Here is a 15,645-nt window from a genome sequence, read left to right on the forward strand (position 1 = left end):
GAGTCAGCCGTGATTGATATCAGCCCGTCCGTGATGCAGTTCCTTCTGGCGTTCATGCTGGCCGCCCCGCTCCTCGGCGCCGCCGCGGCCCTCCTGCCGGCCCCGCCCGGCCTCAGGGGCCGCAGCCCCGAGCAGGCCGTGCTCCGCCACGGCGTGACCGTGACCGGCGTGATCCTCGCCGCGGCGACCGCCCTCACCCTGGGCTTCGACCACGACGCCCCGTCCCGCTTCCAGGCGACGACGGACATCAGCTGGATCCCGGCACTGGACGTCCGGATCCACCTCGGTGTCGACGGCATCTCGCTCCCCCTCCTCCTGATGACCGCGCTGCTGTTCTTCCTCTGCGCGCTCTACAGCTACTTCAAGCTCCCCGCAGGCCCTTCCCCCAAGGCCTTCGTCGCGCTGCTCCTCGTACTCGAATCCGGCACCCTCGCGACCTTCGCCGTCCTCGACCTGCTGCTCTTCTTCCTCGCCTTCGAGATGGTCCTCATCCCGATGTACTTCCTGATCGCCCGCTGGGGCGGTGCCCAGCGGCAGGCCGCCGCCTGGAAGTTCATCCTCTACACGCTCCTCGGCTCCGTCGTCATGCTGCTCGGCCTCCTCCTCATCGGTGTGACGGCGGACACATTCGACATGGTGGCACTCGCCACTGACAACGGCCGCGAACTGTCCCACACCGTCCAGCTCCTGGCCGTCCTCGCCATCGGCATCGGCCTCGCCGTGAAGTCCCCGATGTGGCCCCTGCACAGCTGGCTGCCCGACGCCCACACCGCCGCCCCCACCGTCGGATCCGTCCTCCTGGCGGGCGTCCTGCTCAAGATGGGCACATACGGGTTCGTCCGCATCCTGCTCCCCGTCACCCCCGACGGCATGGCCACCTTCGCCCCCTACCTGGGCGCCTTCGCCGTCGTCGGCATCGTCTACGGATCGCTCGCCTGCCTCGCGCTGGCCCGCAAGGGGAACAAGGGCGACCTCAAGCGCCTCATCGCCTACTCCTCCGTCGGCCACATGGGCTTCGTCCTCCTCGGCATCGCGTCCATGACCCCCACGGGAGTCAACGGCGCCCTCTTCGCCAACATCGCCCACGGTCTGATCACCGGCCTCTTCTTCTTCCTGGTCGGCGCCCTCAAGGACCGCTACGGCACCGCCGACCTCGACACCCTCGCCGGAGCCACCGGCGCCGCCCTCTACGGCCGCGCCCCCCGCCTCGGCGGGCTCCTCGCCTTCGCAGCCGTCGCCTCCCTGGGCCTGCCCGGCCTCGCCGGCTTCTGGGGCGAGATGCTGGCCCTCTTCGGCGCCTTCGACCCGGCCCAGGGCCTGCCCCGGGCCGCGTTCCTCACGTACACGGCCGTCGGCGCGTTCGGCACCCTGCTCACGGCCGCCTACCTGCTGGTCGTCGTACGGCGCGTCTGCATGGGAGACCCCGCGGCCGGCCCCGAGCTCGCCGTCGCGGACGTCCACCGCTACGAGTACGCCGCCTGGACCCCGCTCGTCGCCCTCACCGTCCTCGCCGGCCTGTGGCCCGCGCTCCTCCTCGGCCTGACCGACCCGGCCGTTCAGCAGCTCCTCGCAGGAGGCAACTCATGACGGCCCTGACGGTCCTGGCGGCCGAGACCCCCAGCCTGGTCCAGTCCGTCGACTGGCTCGCCATCGCGCCGGTGGTGATCACCGCCGTCGTCGGCCTGGCCGTCCTCGTGGCCGACCTCTTCGTCGCCGAGCGGCACAAGGCGGTCCTCGGCTGGATCTCGGTGGCCGGCCTGGCCGCCGCGACCGCCGCCCTGATCCCGTTGCGCGCCGGCGACCGCTCCACCTTCTGCCTCACCGCCGACCCGGAGGCCTGCAGCTACACCGCCGACCACTTCACGGTGGTCGTCCAGTTCCTGGTGCTGGCCGGAGCCCTGGTCACCGCGCTGCTGTCGGTCACCGCCGTGCGCGACACGCGGATGCCCGCCGGCGAGTACTGGTTCCTGCTGCTCTCCTCCGCGGCCGGCGCCGCCCTGCTGCCCGCCTCCCGCGACCTGGCCACCCTGATCGTCGCGCTGGAGGTCGCGTCCCTGCCCGCCTTCGCCCTCGTGGGCATGCGGCGCGGCGACCGGCTCTCCTCCGAGGCCGCCCTGAAGTTCTTCCTGTCCTCCGTCACCGCCACCGCCGTGTCGCTGATGGGCGTCAGCTTCGTCTACGCCGTCACCGGCTCGCTGCACCTCACGCAGGTCGCCGACCGCCTTGAGGACGTCCCCGGGCAGTTCGACACCCTCGCCATGGCCGGCGTCGCGCTCACCCTGGTCGGCTTCGCCTTCAAGACCGCGGCCGTCCCCTTCCACTTCTGGGTCCCCGACACCTACGTCGGAGCCCCCCTGCCCATCGCCGGCTACCTCTCGGTGATCGGCAAGGCCGTGGGCTTCACCGGCCTCATCCTCGTCACGGTGATCGCCTTCCCGGCGTACGCGCAGGTCTGGGGCCCGGCCATCGCCGTCCTGGCCGCGCTCACCATGACCCTGGGCAACGCCGCCGCGGTGCGCCAGTCCGCGGACCGCCCGAACAGTGCCGTACGGCTGCTCGCCTGGTCCTCGGTCGGCCAGGCCGGCTACCTGCTGGTCCCGATCGCCGCCGCCGCGTACTCCGAGCGCGACCAGATCGGCGCCACCCTCGCCTACGCCCTCATGTACGCCGCCGTAAACCTCGGCGCCTTCGCCGTGGCCGCCCTCGTCGCCCGTACGAAGCCGCTCCACCGGATCAGCGACTACCGCGGCCTGTACACCGAGCGCCCGCTGGCCGCCCTCTCCCTGGCCTTCTTCCTGCTCTGCCTGGCCGGCCTGCCGCCGGGCATCATCGGGCTCTTCGCCAAGGTCACCGTCTTCCAGTCCGCCGTCGACGCGGGCCTGGGCTGGCTGGCCGTGCTCATGGCGGTCAACGTGGTCATCGCCCTGTACTACTACCTGCGCTGGACGGCGCTGCTCTTCCGCGCGCCGGAGGGCGCACAGGCCCCGGAGGCCGTCACACCGGCCCGTACGAAGGCCCCCTGGCCGGTCGCGGCGGCCATCGTCGCGACCGCGGTCACCGCGGTCGTCCTCTCGGGTGCCCCGCAGCTCGTCCTGCGCGTCGCGTCGGGGAGCCTCTTCACGCAATAGCCCGTCCCGGGCCGGTCTGCCCGTACGGAGCAACGCACGCGCCGGCCCCGCCGCCCCGCCGAGGGGGCGGCGGTGGGCCCGCGTCACGGCACGCCCTGGGAACCAGACGCCCTCACCTCGCGTTGACCAGGAAGGGAGGGTCCACTGGACCGTAGGCCCTCACATCCATGACGGGCTCCCCTGCCGCACCACCTGGAGGGCGTACCGTGCACCGCCGGCACAACGGGCTCAAGACCGCCGTACTCCTCGGCGGGCTGTCCGCACTCATCATCCTCATCGGCAGCTTCTTCGGCCGGACCGGCCTGATAGTCGCCGTCTTCGTCGCACTCGGGACGAACGCCTACGCGTACTGGAACAGCGACAAACTCGCTCTACGCGCGATGCGTGCCCGTCCCGTCAGCGAATTCGAGGCGCCCCAGCTCTACCGCATGGTGCGTGAGCTCTCCACGTCCGCGCGCCAGCCCATGCCACGCCTCTACATCTCGCCCACCGAGGCTCCCAACGCCTTCGCCACCGGCCGCAACCCGCGCAACGCCGCCGTCTGCTGCACCGAGGGCATCCTGCGCATCCTCGACGAGCGCGAGCTGCGCGGGGTCATCGGCCACGAGCTCAGCCACGTCTACAACCGCGACATCCTCATCTCGTCGGTGGCCGGAGCGCTCGCCTCGGTGATCATGTTCCTGGTGAACTTCGCCTGGCTCATCCCCGTCGGCCGTTCGAACGACGACGAGGGCCCCGGCCTGCTCGGCATGCTGCTGATCATGATCCTGGGCCCGCTGGCCGCGTCCGTGATCCAGCTGGCCATCAGCCGCTCGCGCGAGTACGAGGCCGACGCCTCCGGCGCCCAGCTCACCGGGGACCCGCTGGCCCTCGCCAGCGCCCTGCGCAAGCTCGACGCGGGGACCAAGCAGCTTCCGCTGCCGCCCGAACCACGGCTGGAGACGGCGAGTCATATGATGATCGCCAACCCCTTCCGCCCCGGTCAGGGGCTGACCAGGATGTTCTCGACCCACCCTCCGATGGCCGAGCGCATCGCCCGGCTCGAACAGATGGCAGGCCGCCGCCAATGAAGACAATCCTGAACGTCATCTGGCTCATCCTCAGCGGAATCTGGCTGTTCCTGGGATACGTGCTCGCGGGTGTGCTCCTCTGCATCACCATCATCGGCATCCCGTTCGGCATCGCCGCCTTCCGCATCGCCGTCTACGCCCTCTGGCCCTTCGGCTACACCACGGTCGAGCGCCACGACGCCGGTGCCGGGTCCTGCGTCGGCAACGTGCTCTGGCTCGTCCTCGCCGGCTGGTGGCTCGCGCTGAGCCACATCGTCACCGGCATCGCGCTCTGCGTCACGATCATCGGCATCCCGTTCGGCATCGCCAACTTCAAGATGGTCCCGCTCTCCCTGCTCCCGCTGGGCCGTGAAATCGTCCCCACGGACGCTCCGTTCGCCTCCCGGTGACACACGTCTGACGCGGCCTGGTCAGGAGTTGTCCACAGGCCGGGGCGGCTGTCGGTGGGGTGCGCCACCATGAACGCATGAACGAGACCGAGCAGTTGCTGGAGCAAGTCGCAGCCCGTGCGCGCCACTGCGCGCACGGGCCCGGAAGGCCCGGAGAGCCCCTGCCGGCGCCCCTGGGCGCAGAGGAGATCGCCCGCGCCGAGGACATACTCGGCGTCGCCCTGCCGCCCCTGCTCGGCCAGCTCTACACCTGCGTCGCAGACGGCGGATTCGGCCCGGAGCGCGGGCTGCTGCCACTGCGTCAGGCCCTCGCCGCCTACCAGGCGCGACGCGCCTCCGGCTGGCGGTGGCCCGAGGCCGTCCTGCCGGTGGCCGACCTCGGCTGCGCCGTGTACGCCTGCGTGGACTGCAGATCCGCAACCGCCCAGGTCCTGCTGTTCGACCCGAACACCGGGGAGCCCGACCTCGCCTGGTCCGTCGACGCCCCGAGCCTGGCGGGCTGGCTGCGCGGCTGGCTCGACGGCACCGCGTGGTTCTGCGAGGAGTCCGCCCTGGGGCAGGACCACGACCTGGAACTCGCCCCCTGGCCGGAGTTCAGATCCCGGATCTGAGCCGGCCGCGCACCTGGTACGCCAACGCGCCCAGAGCCAGCACGGCGGCCCCCGCGACCACCGACGCGAGGGGCAGCGCACAGGCCAGCACCACACAGCCGGACAGCCCGACCGCCGCCACGGCCCGCCCCTTGACACCTGAATCGAGAGTCCACGCGGAGGCGTTCGCGATCGCGTAGTAGGCGAGCACGCCGAAGGAGGAGAAGCCGATCGCGCCCCGCAGATCGGCGGTGGCCGCGAGCACCGCCACGACCGCTCCCACCGCGAGCTCGGCATGGTGCGGCACCCGACGCCTGGGGTGTACGGCGGCCAGCGCGCGCGGGAGATGGCCGTCCCGGGCCATCGCCAGCACGGTCCGCGACACCCCGAGCACCAGGGCCAGCAGAGAGCCCAGCGCGGCCAGGGCCGCGCCCACCCGGACGACCGGCGCCAGTCCCGGCGCGCCGGCCGCCCGGACCGCGTCGGCCAGCGGCGCCGACGCCCCCGCCAGCCCCTCGACGCCGAGCACCGACAGCAGTGCCACCGCCACCGCCGTGTACACCAGCAGGGCGATCCCCAGCGCGATGGGCACCGCGCGCGGGATCGTCCGTACCGGGTCACGCACCTCCTCGCCCAGGGTGGTGATCCGCGCATAGCCAGCGAAGGCGAAGAACAGCAGACCGGCGCCCTGCAACAGCCCGAAGGCGGTCCAGTCCGGCCCGCTCAGCCGCCCCGGGGCCGCCGCACCCGAGGACAGGCACACCGCGACCACCCCGGCCAGCACCGCCAGGACCGCCGCCACGATCAGCCGGGCGAGCCGGGCGGACTTCTCGACACCGCCGTAGCTCGCGGCGGTGACCCCCACCACCGCCGCCACGGCCACGGCGTGCTCCCGCCCGGGCCAGACGTAGGCACCCACCGTCAGTGCCATCGCCGCGCAGGACGCGGTCTTGCCGATCACGAACCCCCAGCCGGCCAGATATCCCCAGAAGGGGCCGAGCCGCTCCCGCCCGTACACGTACGTGCCGCCGGAGGCCGGATACCGGGCGGCCAGCCGCGCCGAGGAGTGCGCGTTGCAGTAGGCCACGAGGGCCGCCACCGCCAGAGCGGTCAGGAGCGCCCCGCCCGCGGCCCCCGCGGCCGGGGCGAAGGCGGCGAAGACCCCGGCGCCCACCATCGCGCCGAGCCCGACGACGACCGCGTCGGAAACGCCCAGGGTGCGCTTCAACTCATCTGTCACGCCGGGAGGGTAACGGGTCTAGATGACGCCCTCGCGGCGGGGAAGGGGCGTCCGGCTGCGCTCCCATTCCTCCAGGGCGGTCAGGCAGGCGTGGTCGAGGTGGCGCAGACCGCTCAGGTCGAGCCGCACCGGCTGCCCGTGCGGCAGCGCCTCCAGTGCGTCGAGCAGCTTCGGCAGCCGCAGGAAGCTGGCGTTCCCCACGACCCGCACACAGAGCTCCCCGTCCTCCCACACCTCCTCGACGTGCACGTGGGAGGTCTCCCAGGCCGCCTTGGCGATGGCCAGCCCCAGCCCGACCAGCACCCCCTCGAAGAGGTTGGTGACGACGATCGCGCAGGCCGTGGAGACCAGCACCACCGCCTCCCCCCGGTGCGTGCCCCACAGCGCCGCCACCGCCCTGACCGGCAGCAGCTTCCAGCCCGCGTACAGCAGCACCCCGGCCAGAGCGGCGAGCGGCACGCTCTCCAGCACCTGGGGGAGGAGCACGGCGAAGAGCAGCAGCCAGCCGCCGTGCATGACCCGGGCCGCCCGGGTGCGGGCGCCGGCCTCCACGTTGGCGGCGCTGCGGACGATCACGGCGGTCATCGGCAGTGCCCCGAGCAGCCCGCAGACACCGTTGCCGACGCCCTGGGCGATCAGTTCCCGGTCGTACTCCGTCCGGGGTCCGTCGTGCATCCGGTCCACGGCGGCGGCGCTGAAGAGGGTCTCGGCGGAGGCGATCAGCGCCAGCGCCACCACCGTCCCGACCGCGCCGACGGAGGCCAGCACCTCGAACTCGCCCCAGGCGGGCGGGGACACGGCCTCCAGGACCCCCGTCACCCGCACCTTCTCGACAGGCAGCCGCAGCAGGGCGGCCGCGGTGGTGGCGGCGGCCACCCCGACCAGCGCGCCGGGCAGCAGCCGCAGACGGGCGGGTGCCCGCCGCCACGCGACCATGACGGCTATGGTCCCGACCCCGAGCAGCACCGCGGCCCAGTCGGCCCGAGCCGCCAGCCCGTGCACGCCGCCCAGCTTCGCCAGGGTCTGCCCGGGGGCCTGCGCGTCGCCCAGGGCGTACAGCTGCCCGGAGATCAGCACGAGCCCGATACCCGCCAGCATGCCGTGCACGACGGCCACGGAGATCGCCCGGAACCACTGCCCGAGCCGCAGCACCCCCATGCCCAGCTGCAGCGCGCCGGCGGCCAGCACCAGCACCCCGAGGGCGGCCGCGCCGTACGCCTGCACCGCCTCGTAGACCAGCACGGTGAGCCCGGCGGCGGGCCCGCTCACCTGGAGGGAGCTGCCGCGGAACCAGCCGGTGACCAGCCCCCCGACCACCCCGGTGACGATCCCCAGTTCGGCGGGGACCCCGGAGGCGACCGCCACCCCCACGCACAGGGGTACGGCGACCAGTGCGACGACGACGGACGCCCCGAAGTCTGCGCGAAACGTGCCGGCCCCAGGCATGCGAGAACCCCCTGCCACGCGGTGAGTGTGATGCCACCCACCGTGCTGGGCGCACTCGCCGCCGCCCAAGTGCCCATGGGAGCCCGCGGTAGCGCGTGCGCCGCACACGCCCGGCACGCACGCCCCGCGAACCACCGCGGCCCGGCGGTCGGTGAGGACCGCCGGGCCGGCGTGGTGGCAGGTCGGGGACCTGCGTCAGCGGTAGTTCACGAACTGGATCGCGAAGTCCAGGTCCTTGCCCTTGAGGAGGGCCTGGACGGCCTGGAGGTCGTCGCGGCTCTTGGAGCTGACGCGCAGCTCTTCGCCCTGGACCTGGGCCTTGACGCCCTTCGGACCCTCGTCCCGGATGATCTTCGCGACCTTCTTGGCGTTCTCCTGGGAGATGCCCTCCTCGATCGTGGCGAAGATCTTGTACTCCTTGCCGGACAGCTGCGGCTCACCGGCGTCCAGCGCCTTGAGCGAGATCCCGCGCTTGACCAGCTTGGTCTCGAAGACGTCGAGGACGGCCTTGACGCGCTCCTCGGAGTTGGCCTCCATGAGGATCTTCTCGCCGGACCAGGCGATGGTGGCGCCGGTGCCCTTGAAGTCGTAGCGCTGCGAGAGCTCCTTGGCGGCCTGGTTGAGGGCGTTGTCGACCTCCTGCCGCTCGACCTTCGAGACGATGTCGAAACTGGAGTCGGCCATGTGCTGTGGCTCCTTGAAGTCGATTGCGATCACCCCGGAGGGCGCGGCCGGACAACCCCGGACCGCTCGGCAAAGCCTAGTGCTGTGGCCGGAAAGGTTTGCCGGGTGGCGTGACCCTGTGAACCCGGGCGGTCACGGCACCTGCGCCGCACCCACCCGCGGCGCTGATCAATCCGGTGGCGAAGCACCCCCGGTCATCAGGTATCGTTTACGTCGTTGCCAGGGAGAACCGCGGGAAAGCGGCCTCGAAGGCGACATCCCATGGCGGTGTGCCCGAGTGGCCAATGGGAGCGGACTGTAAATCCGTCGGCTTAGCCTACCCAGGTTCGAATCCTGGCGCCGCCACGCGAGTGGAACCCCTGTTCATCTGCGGAAACGCAGTGGACGGGGGTTCCTTCGTTTCCGGCTCCGGGGGCTTGCCGTGGGGGTGGCGGCCGCATCGTCGGGGGCTTGCGGTCGTTCACCGTGGGTGAAATGGACATCTGACACGCGGGGAAAGGTCGGCGGCGGGGTACTCATCGCCCTGCTCGGCGCGGGGATTCCGGCTCTGATGGGAGCCGCCCTGCATACGGACGTGGGGGAGCCCTACCGGGAGACCCGGCTGTACTTCGGCACCGAACGGACCGACGGCGGGGACCCGGTCGCGGAGCGGGATTTCATGCGGTTCCTGGACCAGGAGATCACCCCCGCCTTCCCCGAGGGGCTGACCCTCCACGACGGGTACGGCCAGTGGCGCGGCGAGAACGGCAAGATCGTCCGTGAGGCGTCCTACGAAGTGGTCCTGCTGTACCCGGAGAAGGACGCCGACGACCGCAGCGTGCGCATCGAGCGGATCCGCGACGCGTACGAGAGCCGCTACCAGCAGGACTCGGTCGGCCGCTCCGACGACAAGGTGGCAGCGCAGTTCTGATCCACCGGCGGGGAGGCCGGCCCTGATCCGGCCTTCCCGCCGGGCCGTCAGTTGCCCGCCACGTCCTTGACGGCCACCTCGACCGGGGTCGGTCCGGAGATCAGCTCCAGGGTCAGGCCCGCCGTCGCGGGCGTCTCCACCAGCTCGGCCAGCACCGCCGCCACGTCGTCGCGCGGGACGGCCCCACGGCCGGTGCGCACCTCCAGGCGGACCCGCCCCGTCCCGGCGTCGTCGAGCAGCGAGCCCGGACGCAGGACCGTCCACTCCAGGCCCAGCCGCGTCCGTACGTGGTCGTCGGCGTCGCCCTTCGCCCGCAGATAGACGTCGAACACCTCGTCGCCCTCGTGATGGGCGTCCGCGCCCATCGAAGAGACCATCAGGAAGCGGCGTACACAGGCCCGTTCGGCCGCGTCGGCGAACAGCACCGCCGCGCCCCGGTCCACCGTGTCCTTGCGCCCGGCACCGCTGCCGGGGCCGGCGCCCGCCGCGAACACCGCGACGTCCGCGCCCTGCAGGATCCCCGCCACGTGCTCCACCGTGGCCGACTCCAGATCGCAGAGCACCGGTTCCGCGCCCGCCGCCCTGAGGTCGTCGCCCTGCTCGGGATCGCGGATGATGCCCGCGACCTCGTACCCGCGTGCGGCGAGCAGGCGCTCCAGCCGCAGCGCGATCCGACCGTGTCCACCCGCGATGACGATGCGCATGCCCCGACGGTACGACTTCCCGGGCGCCCCCGCCCGGGAAGACACCCCTACGGGCCGGGCTCCGTGCGGCCCTGCCGGGGCAGGTCCAGGGCCACCGCGACGGCGGAGTCGCAGTACTCCCGTACGGCGCTCGTACGGGCCACCACCCGCCCGCGGTGGATCACGATCCGGCTGTACGCGAGGGACAGTACGCCCGCGATCTGCTCGCCGCGCACGGCGAGCAGCTCCGCCGGGAAGCCGGCCTCCACCCGCACCTCCGGCAGGCCCATGGCCTCGCGGGCGCACGCGCTGACGGAGTCGTAGGCCTCGGCGGGGCGCAGGCCGCCCTGGGAGGCCAGCAGGTACGCGGCTTCCAGCGGGTCGCCTCGGCCCACCGGGTTCCCGGCGTCACGCAGCGCCCCGCTGCCGGCCGCGACCCGTACGCCGGCGGCGCGCAGCAGCCGTACGGGGGCGGCGCGCAGGCCGCGGCGTTCCAGGGCCGCGCAGTCGCCCTGGGGCAGGCAGGTCACCCGTACGCCGGCCGCGGCCAGCTGGTCGGCGGCGCGGGCGGCCGCGTCCAGCGGAAGCCGGGACAGGCCCCCGCAGGGGCCGATGGTCACCCCGGGGCGCAGACCGCCCGCCATCGCCGCGAGCCGGGCGAGGCGGGCCGGGTCGTCACCGTCCGTGTGCAGGTCCACGGGGCAGCCGTGCTCGTCGGCGAGCTCCAGGACGGCTTCGAGGAAGCCCGCGGGGTCCGGATCCAGGTCCGGGCAGCCGCCGATCGCCGAGGCACCCATCTTGACCGCGTCGCGCAGCATGGCCAGCCCGTCCGCCCCGGCCACGCCGGTCAGCAGCCGGGGCACGGCCACCGCGGTCAGGTCGGCGAGCCCGCGCAGGGAGCGCCGGGCCTGGAGCACGGCCTCCAGCGGGCCGACCCCGTGCACGTCGCCGATGCGCACGTGGGACCGCATGGCGGTCGCGCCGTGCCCGAGCTGGAGCAGGGCCGCTTCGGTGGCCCGGCGCTGGACCTCGTCGGGCGCGTACGAGACGGGCCCGTCGCCGTCTGCGGTCAGCGCGGTGTCCCCGTGGGCGTGCGGCTCGGCGGGCGCCGGGAGCAGCAGGTAGCCGCTGAGGTCCACCCGGGACAGCACGGGGGAGGAGAGGCTCCCCGTGGTCCCGACGGCCTGGATCCGGCCGCCGCCGAGGCGGACGTCGACCGTACGGCCGTCCGTGAGGCGGGCCCCGGCGAGGAGCAGGGTGGTGGCTTCGGCGGCGGCCGCGCTGCCGTTGCCGCCGCGGGGGGACGGGGACGGCTGCTGCGGCTGGCTGTCGGACATCGCGCTCCTGCGGTGGCTCGGGCGGTTCCTGGGGCCGTGGCCGCGGCCCGCGGCCCAAGATCACGCAGCGTGCTCAGAGCCTAGGGTGCGGCGCACCCCGCTTCGCGGAAGAGGGCAATAGTCGTACCGGTGTGGTGCCCGGCGGCGTCCGCGCCCGCGCGTGCGCCCCTTCGCCGTCCTGCCGCCCCTGCCCTGGCCGTACGTGTCGGCCCCGCGGCCGCGGAGAGCGCGGGAGGTGTGAGCCCGCACACAAACGGCGGGAGAAGAGGGGCGGGAGTGGCCTGCGGGTTGATCAAGAGGGGTGTCCGAACCGCCTCGGAGCCCAGCTCTCGCAAAGGATTTGGGCGATCGGCTGGCAACCGTGTAATGTCTTCATCGCTCGCCCCAATAGCTCAGTCGGTAGAGCGTCTCCATGGTAAGGAGAAGGTCTGCGGTTCGATTCCGCATTGGGGCTCTGGTGAGAGAGGTTCCCCACCCTCGGGTGGGGAGCTGATCACATCAAAGCGGCGTAGCTCAGTCGGTAGAGCAAGCGGCTCATAATCGCTGTGTCACCGGTTCAAGTCCGGTCGCCGCTACCCACAGTAGCCGATTGCGGGGTCGGTCTCCCGATCGGCTACTCTTTTATGCGTTCATCCGTCCCATAGTCCGTCAAGGAGCACTCACGTGGCTGCCACCGACGTCCGCCCGAAGATCACGCTGGCCTGCGTGGAGTGCAAGGAGCGGAACTACATCACCAAGAAGAACCGGCGTAACAACCCGGACCGCATGGAGATGAAGAAGCACTGCCCGCGCTGCAACTCGCACACCGCGCACCGCGAGACCCGCTGACCCCAGCGAAGTCTCGAATACAGGCACCGTCATGAGGTCGTCCCCTTCATTGGGGGCGGCCTCGTGTCGTTTTCGCGCCTGATCTCTCCAGTCTTTGTCCCTGTGTGTTTCGTGTCCCTTCAACAGGAGGTAGTGAGTCATGGCTCTCGACCAGTCCTTCGTGGGGCGGAGCTACCCGCCCACCGATCCGTACGAGGTCGGCCGGGAGAAGATCCGCGAATTCGCGGTCGCTGTGGGTGACGCCAATCCCGTCTACACCGACCCCGAAGCGGCGAAGGCCTACGGCCACTCCGATGTGATCGCTCCGCCGACTTTTGTGTTCGCCATCACTTTCAAGGCGGCCGGAGAGGTCGTCCAGGACCCGCAGCTGGGCCTGGACTACAGCCGCGTCGTGCACGGCGACCAGAAGTTCGCGTACTCCCGCCCGGTGCGTGCCGGTGACCGCCTGACGGTGACCTCCACCATCGAGGCCGTGAAGTCGCTCGCGGGCAACGACATCATCGACGTCCGCGGCGAGGTCCACGACGAGACCGGCGAGCACGTGGTGACGGCGTGGACGAAGCTCGTCTCCCGCGCCCCCGAGGAGGCCTGACATGGCAGCGCAGATCAAGTACGCCGACGTCGAGGTCGGCACCGAGCTGCCCGCGGCGGCCTTCCCCGTGACCCGTGCCGCGCTGGTCCAGTACGCCGGTGCCTCGGGTGACTTCAACCCGATCCACTGGAACGAGAAGTTCGCCCGGGAGGTCGGACTGCCGGACGTGATCGCGCACGGCATGTTCACCATGGCCGAGGCGATCCGCGTGGTCACCGACTGGGTGGGCGACCCGGGCGCGGTGGTGGAGTACGGCGTGCGCTTCACCAAGCCCGTCGTGGTCCCCGACGACGACCGGGGCGGCCTGATCGAGGTCACCGCCAAGGTCGCGGCGAAGCTGGATGACAACCGGGTGCGGGTCGACCTGACCGCCATGAGCGCCGGCCAGAAGGTCCTCGGCATGTCCCGCGCGGTGGTCGCGCTCGCCTGACAGGCCTGAGCGTGTGAGGGCGTGTGTGGGGCCTGGGCGGGCGAGGGGGCGGTGCGTCCGCCCCCTCGCCCGCCCAGGGCCCCGCCACCCCCGGCCCGGCCTGTCCTCCAGGGCGCCCCACGCGACCCCTTGACGAAGTTAGTGATTGAGCACTAACTTCGCCGTATGGCAAGGATGAGCGCAGACGAGCGACGCGAGAGCGTCATTCGCGCGGCGGTGCACGAGTTCGCCCGGGGCGGGTACCACGGGACCTCCACCGAGGCGATCGCCAGGCGGGTGGGGGTCTCGCAGCCGTACCTCTTCCGGCTCTTCCCCAACAAGCAGGCCATCTTCCTGGCCGCTTCCCAGCGCTGCCTGAGGGAGACCCGGGAGCTCTTCGCCTCCGCCGTCGAAGGCCTGCACGGCGAGGAGGCCCAGCGCTCCATCGCCAACGCCTACACCCGGCTGATCACCGAGGATCCCGACAAGCTCCAGATGCAGCTCCAGATGTACGTGGCCGTGGCCGCGGCCGAGGCGGCCGGCGACCACGAGTTCGGCGAGGTCGTCCGGGCCGGCTGGATGGAGCTGTGGGACACCGCCCACCTGCCGCTGGGGGCGGACCCGGGCGAGACCACGACCTTCATGGCCTACGGGATGCTGATCAACGTCCTGGCCGCCATGGGCTTCCCGTTCGACCACCGGGTCTGGGAAGGGTTCTACCCGTCGGCCCGCACCACCGGCCGCCTGGAGAAGTGAACGCGCGCGCGATCCGCTCGCGCGCCTTTCCATGGCCACGAAAGTTAGTCATTGATAACTAACAATTCGTAGGGGGAATCATGCACACGCAGGACTCCGACACCCGGCTCCGCGGGCCGGCCGTGTGGGCCCTCGTCCTCACCGGCGTCGCCGGCTTCATGGCCGCACTCGACAACCTCGTCGTCACCACCGCCCTCCCCGCCATCCGCGCGGACCTCGGCGGCGGGCTGGAGGACCTGGAATGGACGGTGAACGCCTACACGCTCACCTTCGCCGTCCTCCTCATGTTCGGCGCGGCCCTCGGCGACCGCTTCGGCCGCCGCCGGCTGTTCGCCGCCGGCCTCGCCGTCTTCACCGGCGCCTCCGCCGCGGCCGCCCTCTCGCCGGGGATCGACGCGCTCATCGCCGCCCGCGCCGTGCAGGGCGTGGGAGCCGCCGTCATGATGCCGCTCACCCTGACCCTCCTCACCGCCGCCGTCCCGGCCGCCCGACGCGGCACGGCCCTCGGCATCTACGGCGCCGTCACCGGCCTCGCCGTCGCCAGCGGCCCCCTGATCGGCGGCAGCCTCACCGAGCACATCTCCTGGCAGTGGATCTTCTGGCTCAACGTCCCGGTAGGCCTGGCCCTGATCCCGCTGGCCCGCCTGCGTCTCGCCGAGTCCACCGCCCCGGGCGCCCGCCTCGACATCCCCGGCACCCTGCTCATCAGCGGCGGTCTCTTCGGCATCGTCTACGCCCTGGTCAATGCCCACTCCGAGGGCTGGACCAGCGCGCCCGTCCTCACCGGACTGATCCTCGGCCCCGCCCTCGTCGCGGGCTTCGTCCACCACGGCTCCACCCACGCCGACCCCATGCTCCCCATGCGGCTCTTCCGTGACCGCGGCTTCCTGGGGATCAACCTGGCCAGCCTGCTGATGTTCCTCGGCATGTTCGGCTCGATCTTCCTGCTCAGCCAGTTCCTCCAGGGCGTCGCCGGCTACTCGCCCACCGAAGCCGGCCTGCGGATGCTCCCCTGGACCGGCATGCCGATGATCGTGGCCCCGCTCGCCGGGATCCTCTCCGACCGCATCGGCGGCCGCCCCGTCGCCGCCGCCGGGCTGGCGTTCCAGGCGCTCGGCCTCGGCTGGTTCGCCGCGATCCTCAGCACGGACGTCTCGTACGCCGCGCAGCTGCCGCCGTTGATCCTCAGCGGCATCGGCATGGCCCTCTACTTCGCCCCGGCGGCCAACATCCTGATGTCCACCGTGCGCCCCGCCGACCAGGGAAAGGCCTCCGGTGCGAACAACGCCCTGCGCGAGCTCGGCGGAGCCCTCGGTGTCGCCGTCCTGGCCTCCGTCTTCTCCGCCCAGGGCGGGTACGAGTCCCCGCACGCCTTCACCGACGGCACCGTGCCCGCCCTGTGGATCGGCGCCGCAGCGGTCGCCCTCGCCGCCGCGCTGGCCCTCCTGGTGCCCCGCAGGTCCCAGGCCGCCCCGGTCCCCGCGGGCCGCACCGCCCGCACCCCGGAGAAGGTCCCCGCCGCCCGCTGACCCGCCGCCGGCTGACCCGCCGCCGGCTGACCCGCCGCCCGCTGACCCCGGCCC

Annotated in this window: 16 protein-coding genes and 3 tRNA genes; 14 read left to right on the forward strand and 5 right to left on the reverse strand. The window is 72.2% G+C overall.

Going from position 1 to position 15,645, the window contains the following annotated elements; all coding sequences use genetic code 11:
• The first annotated feature begins 33 nt into the window (after positions 1-33).
• The 5 genes from ACFWFZ_RS06905 to ACFWFZ_RS06925 all read left to right on the forward strand — a co-directional run bounded on the left by ACFWFZ_RS06905 (position 34) and on the right by ACFWFZ_RS06925 (position 5,198).
• Positions 34-1,587 (forward strand): NuoM family protein, encoded by a 1,554-nt coding sequence (locus tag ACFWFZ_RS06905; protein ID WP_387118375.1) that lies wholly within the window; start codon positions 34-36, stop codon positions 1,585-1,587.
• Complete coding sequence (locus ACFWFZ_RS06910; RefSeq protein WP_387117743.1) at positions 1,584-3,128, forward strand: NADH-quinone oxidoreductase subunit N; 1,545 nt, start codon at positions 1,584-1,586, stop codon at positions 3,126-3,128. Before ACFWFZ_RS06905 ends, ACFWFZ_RS06910 begins: the two co-directional genes overlap by 4 nt.
• Before the next feature lie 206 nt (positions 3,129-3,334).
• Positions 3,335-4,198: a zinc metalloprotease HtpX gene (htpX, locus tag ACFWFZ_RS06915; protein WP_387117746.1), complete on the forward strand. Its 864-nt coding sequence runs from the start codon at positions 3,335-3,337 to the stop codon at positions 4,196-4,198.
• Complete coding sequence (locus ACFWFZ_RS06920; RefSeq protein ID WP_387117749.1) at positions 4,195-4,587, forward strand: YccF domain-containing protein; 393 nt, start codon at positions 4,195-4,197, stop codon at positions 4,585-4,587. The genes htpX and ACFWFZ_RS06920 overlap by 4 nt, the downstream gene beginning before the upstream one ends.
• Positions 4,588-4,664: 77 nt before the next feature.
• Positions 4,665-5,198: an SMI1/KNR4 family protein gene (locus tag ACFWFZ_RS06925; RefSeq protein WP_387117752.1), complete on the forward strand. Its 534-nt coding sequence runs from the start codon at positions 4,665-4,667 to the stop codon at positions 5,196-5,198.
• Here ACFWFZ_RS06925 and ACFWFZ_RS06930 read toward each other — a convergent pair.
• The 3 genes from ACFWFZ_RS06930 to ACFWFZ_RS06940 form a co-directional block, all read right to left on the reverse strand.
• Positions 5,182-6,417 (reverse strand): APC family permease, encoded by a 1,236-nt coding sequence (locus ACFWFZ_RS06930; protein WP_387117755.1) that lies wholly within the window; start codon positions 6,415-6,417, stop codon positions 5,182-5,184. The two genes, ACFWFZ_RS06925 and ACFWFZ_RS06930, sit on opposite strands and share 17 nt — an antisense overlap.
• Before the next feature lie 18 nt (positions 6,418-6,435).
• On the reverse strand, positions 6,436-7,863 hold the full coding sequence (locus ACFWFZ_RS06935; RefSeq protein WP_387117758.1) for a SulP family inorganic anion transporter: 1,428 nt from the start codon (positions 7,861-7,863) through the stop codon (positions 6,436-6,438).
• Positions 7,864-8,058: 195 nt separating this feature from the next.
• On the reverse strand, positions 8,059-8,547 hold the full coding sequence (locus tag ACFWFZ_RS06940; protein WP_030653550.1) for a YajQ family cyclic di-GMP-binding protein: 489 nt from the start codon (positions 8,545-8,547) through the stop codon (positions 8,059-8,061).
• A gap of 263 nt (positions 8,548-8,810) precedes the next feature.
• Here ACFWFZ_RS06940 and ACFWFZ_RS06945 point away from each other — a divergent pair.
• A tRNA-Tyr gene (locus ACFWFZ_RS06945) sits at positions 8,811-8,892 on the forward strand.
• A gap of 205 nt (positions 8,893-9,097) precedes the next feature.
• Complete coding sequence (locus ACFWFZ_RS06950) at positions 9,098-9,457, forward strand: DUF3574 domain-containing protein (protein ID WP_387117762.1); 360 nt, start codon at positions 9,098-9,100, stop codon at positions 9,455-9,457.
• 47 nt (positions 9,458-9,504) lie between these two features.
• Here the strand turns inward: ACFWFZ_RS06950 and ACFWFZ_RS06955 are convergent, their stop codons facing one another.
• The gene (locus ACFWFZ_RS06955; RefSeq protein WP_387117765.1) at positions 9,505-10,161 is read right to left on the reverse strand and encodes an SDR family oxidoreductase; all 657 of its coding nucleotides are present in this window, start codon (positions 10,159-10,161) and stop codon (positions 9,505-9,507) included.
• A gap of 47 nt (positions 10,162-10,208) precedes the next feature.
• A complete protein-coding gene (locus ACFWFZ_RS06960; RefSeq protein ID WP_387117768.1) occupies positions 10,209-11,477 on the reverse strand; it encodes an amidohydrolase family protein in 1,269 nt (422 codons plus the stop codon).
• Between the two features lie 381 nt (positions 11,478-11,858).
• On the opposite strand from ACFWFZ_RS06960, the gene ACFWFZ_RS06965 reads away from it, so the two are divergent.
• From ACFWFZ_RS06965 to ACFWFZ_RS06995, 7 genes are all read left to right on the forward strand, one after another.
• Positions 11,859-11,931: transfer RNA gene (locus ACFWFZ_RS06965), tRNA-Thr, on the forward strand.
• Between the two features lie 48 nt (positions 11,932-11,979).
• Positions 11,980-12,052 (forward strand) — tRNA-Met (locus ACFWFZ_RS06970).
• A gap of 88 nt (positions 12,053-12,140) precedes the next feature.
• Positions 12,141-12,305: a 50S ribosomal protein L33 gene (gene rpmG / locus ACFWFZ_RS06975; protein ID WP_007265873.1), complete on the forward strand. Its 165-nt coding sequence runs from the start codon at positions 12,141-12,143 to the stop codon at positions 12,303-12,305.
• A 139-nt stretch (positions 12,306-12,444) separates the two neighbouring features.
• Complete coding sequence (locus ACFWFZ_RS06980; protein ID WP_366677823.1) at positions 12,445-12,897, forward strand: MaoC family dehydratase N-terminal domain-containing protein; 453 nt, start codon at positions 12,445-12,447, stop codon at positions 12,895-12,897.
• Position 12,898: 1 nt separating this feature from the next.
• Entirely contained in the window at positions 12,899-13,327 is a 429-nt protein-coding gene (locus ACFWFZ_RS06985) for a MaoC family dehydratase (protein WP_387117772.1), read from the forward strand.
• Positions 13,328-13,492: 165 nt separating this feature from the next.
• Positions 13,493-14,062: a TetR/AcrR family transcriptional regulator gene (locus ACFWFZ_RS06990; RefSeq protein ID WP_387117775.1), complete on the forward strand. Its 570-nt coding sequence runs from the start codon at positions 13,493-13,495 to the stop codon at positions 14,060-14,062.
• 80 nt (positions 14,063-14,142) lie between these two features.
• The gene (locus ACFWFZ_RS06995) at positions 14,143-15,591 is read left to right on the forward strand and encodes an MFS transporter (protein ID WP_387117778.1); all 1,449 of its coding nucleotides are present in this window, start codon (positions 14,143-14,145) and stop codon (positions 15,589-15,591) included.
• The last annotated feature ends 54 nt before the right edge of the window (positions 15,592-15,645 follow it).

Origin of the sequence: Streptomyces sp. NPDC060232 (genome assembly GCF_042726555.1) — a bacterium.
GTDB lineage: Bacteria > Actinomycetota > Actinomycetes > Streptomycetales > Streptomycetaceae > Streptomyces.

Coding starts and splice junctions, on each gene's coding strand:
- ACFWFZ_RS06905 (WP_387118375.1), top strand. CDS start 34: ATGCAGTTCCTTCTGGCGTTCATGCTGGCCGCCCCGCTCCTCGGCGCC.
- ACFWFZ_RS06910 (WP_387117743.1), top strand. CDS start 1,584: ATGACGGCCCTGACGGTCCTGGCGGCCGAGACCCCCAGCCTGGTCCAG.
- ACFWFZ_RS06920 (WP_387117749.1), top strand. CDS start 4,195: ATGAAGACAATCCTGAACGTCATCTGGCTCATCCTCAGCGGAATCTGG.
- ACFWFZ_RS06925 (WP_387117752.1), top strand. CDS start 4,665: ATGAACGAGACCGAGCAGTTGCTGGAGCAAGTCGCAGCCCGTGCGCGC.
- ACFWFZ_RS06935 (WP_387117758.1), bottom strand. CDS start 7,863: ATGCCTGGGGCCGGCACGTTTCGCGCAGACTTCGGGGCGTCCGTCGTC.
- ACFWFZ_RS06940 (WP_030653550.1), bottom strand. CDS start 8,547: ATGGCCGACTCCAGTTTCGACATCGTCTCGAAGGTCGAGCGGCAGGAG.
- ACFWFZ_RS06950 (WP_387117762.1), top strand. CDS start 9,098: ATGGGAGCCGCCCTGCATACGGACGTGGGGGAGCCCTACCGGGAGACC.
- ACFWFZ_RS06955 (WP_387117765.1), bottom strand. CDS start 10,161: ATGCGCATCGTCATCGCGGGTGGACACGGTCGGATCGCGCTGCGGCTG.
- ACFWFZ_RS06960 (WP_387117768.1), bottom strand. CDS start 11,477: ATGTCCGACAGCCAGCCGCAGCAGCCGTCCCCGTCCCCCCGCGGCGGC.
- ACFWFZ_RS06980 (WP_366677823.1), top strand. CDS start 12,445: ATGGCTCTCGACCAGTCCTTCGTGGGGCGGAGCTACCCGCCCACCGAT.
- ACFWFZ_RS06985 (WP_387117772.1), top strand. CDS start 12,899: ATGGCAGCGCAGATCAAGTACGCCGACGTCGAGGTCGGCACCGAGCTG.
- ACFWFZ_RS06990 (WP_387117775.1), top strand. CDS start 13,493: ATGGCAAGGATGAGCGCAGACGAGCGACGCGAGAGCGTCATTCGCGCG.
- ACFWFZ_RS06995 (WP_387117778.1), top strand. CDS start 14,143: ATGCACACGCAGGACTCCGACACCCGGCTCCGCGGGCCGGCCGTGTGG.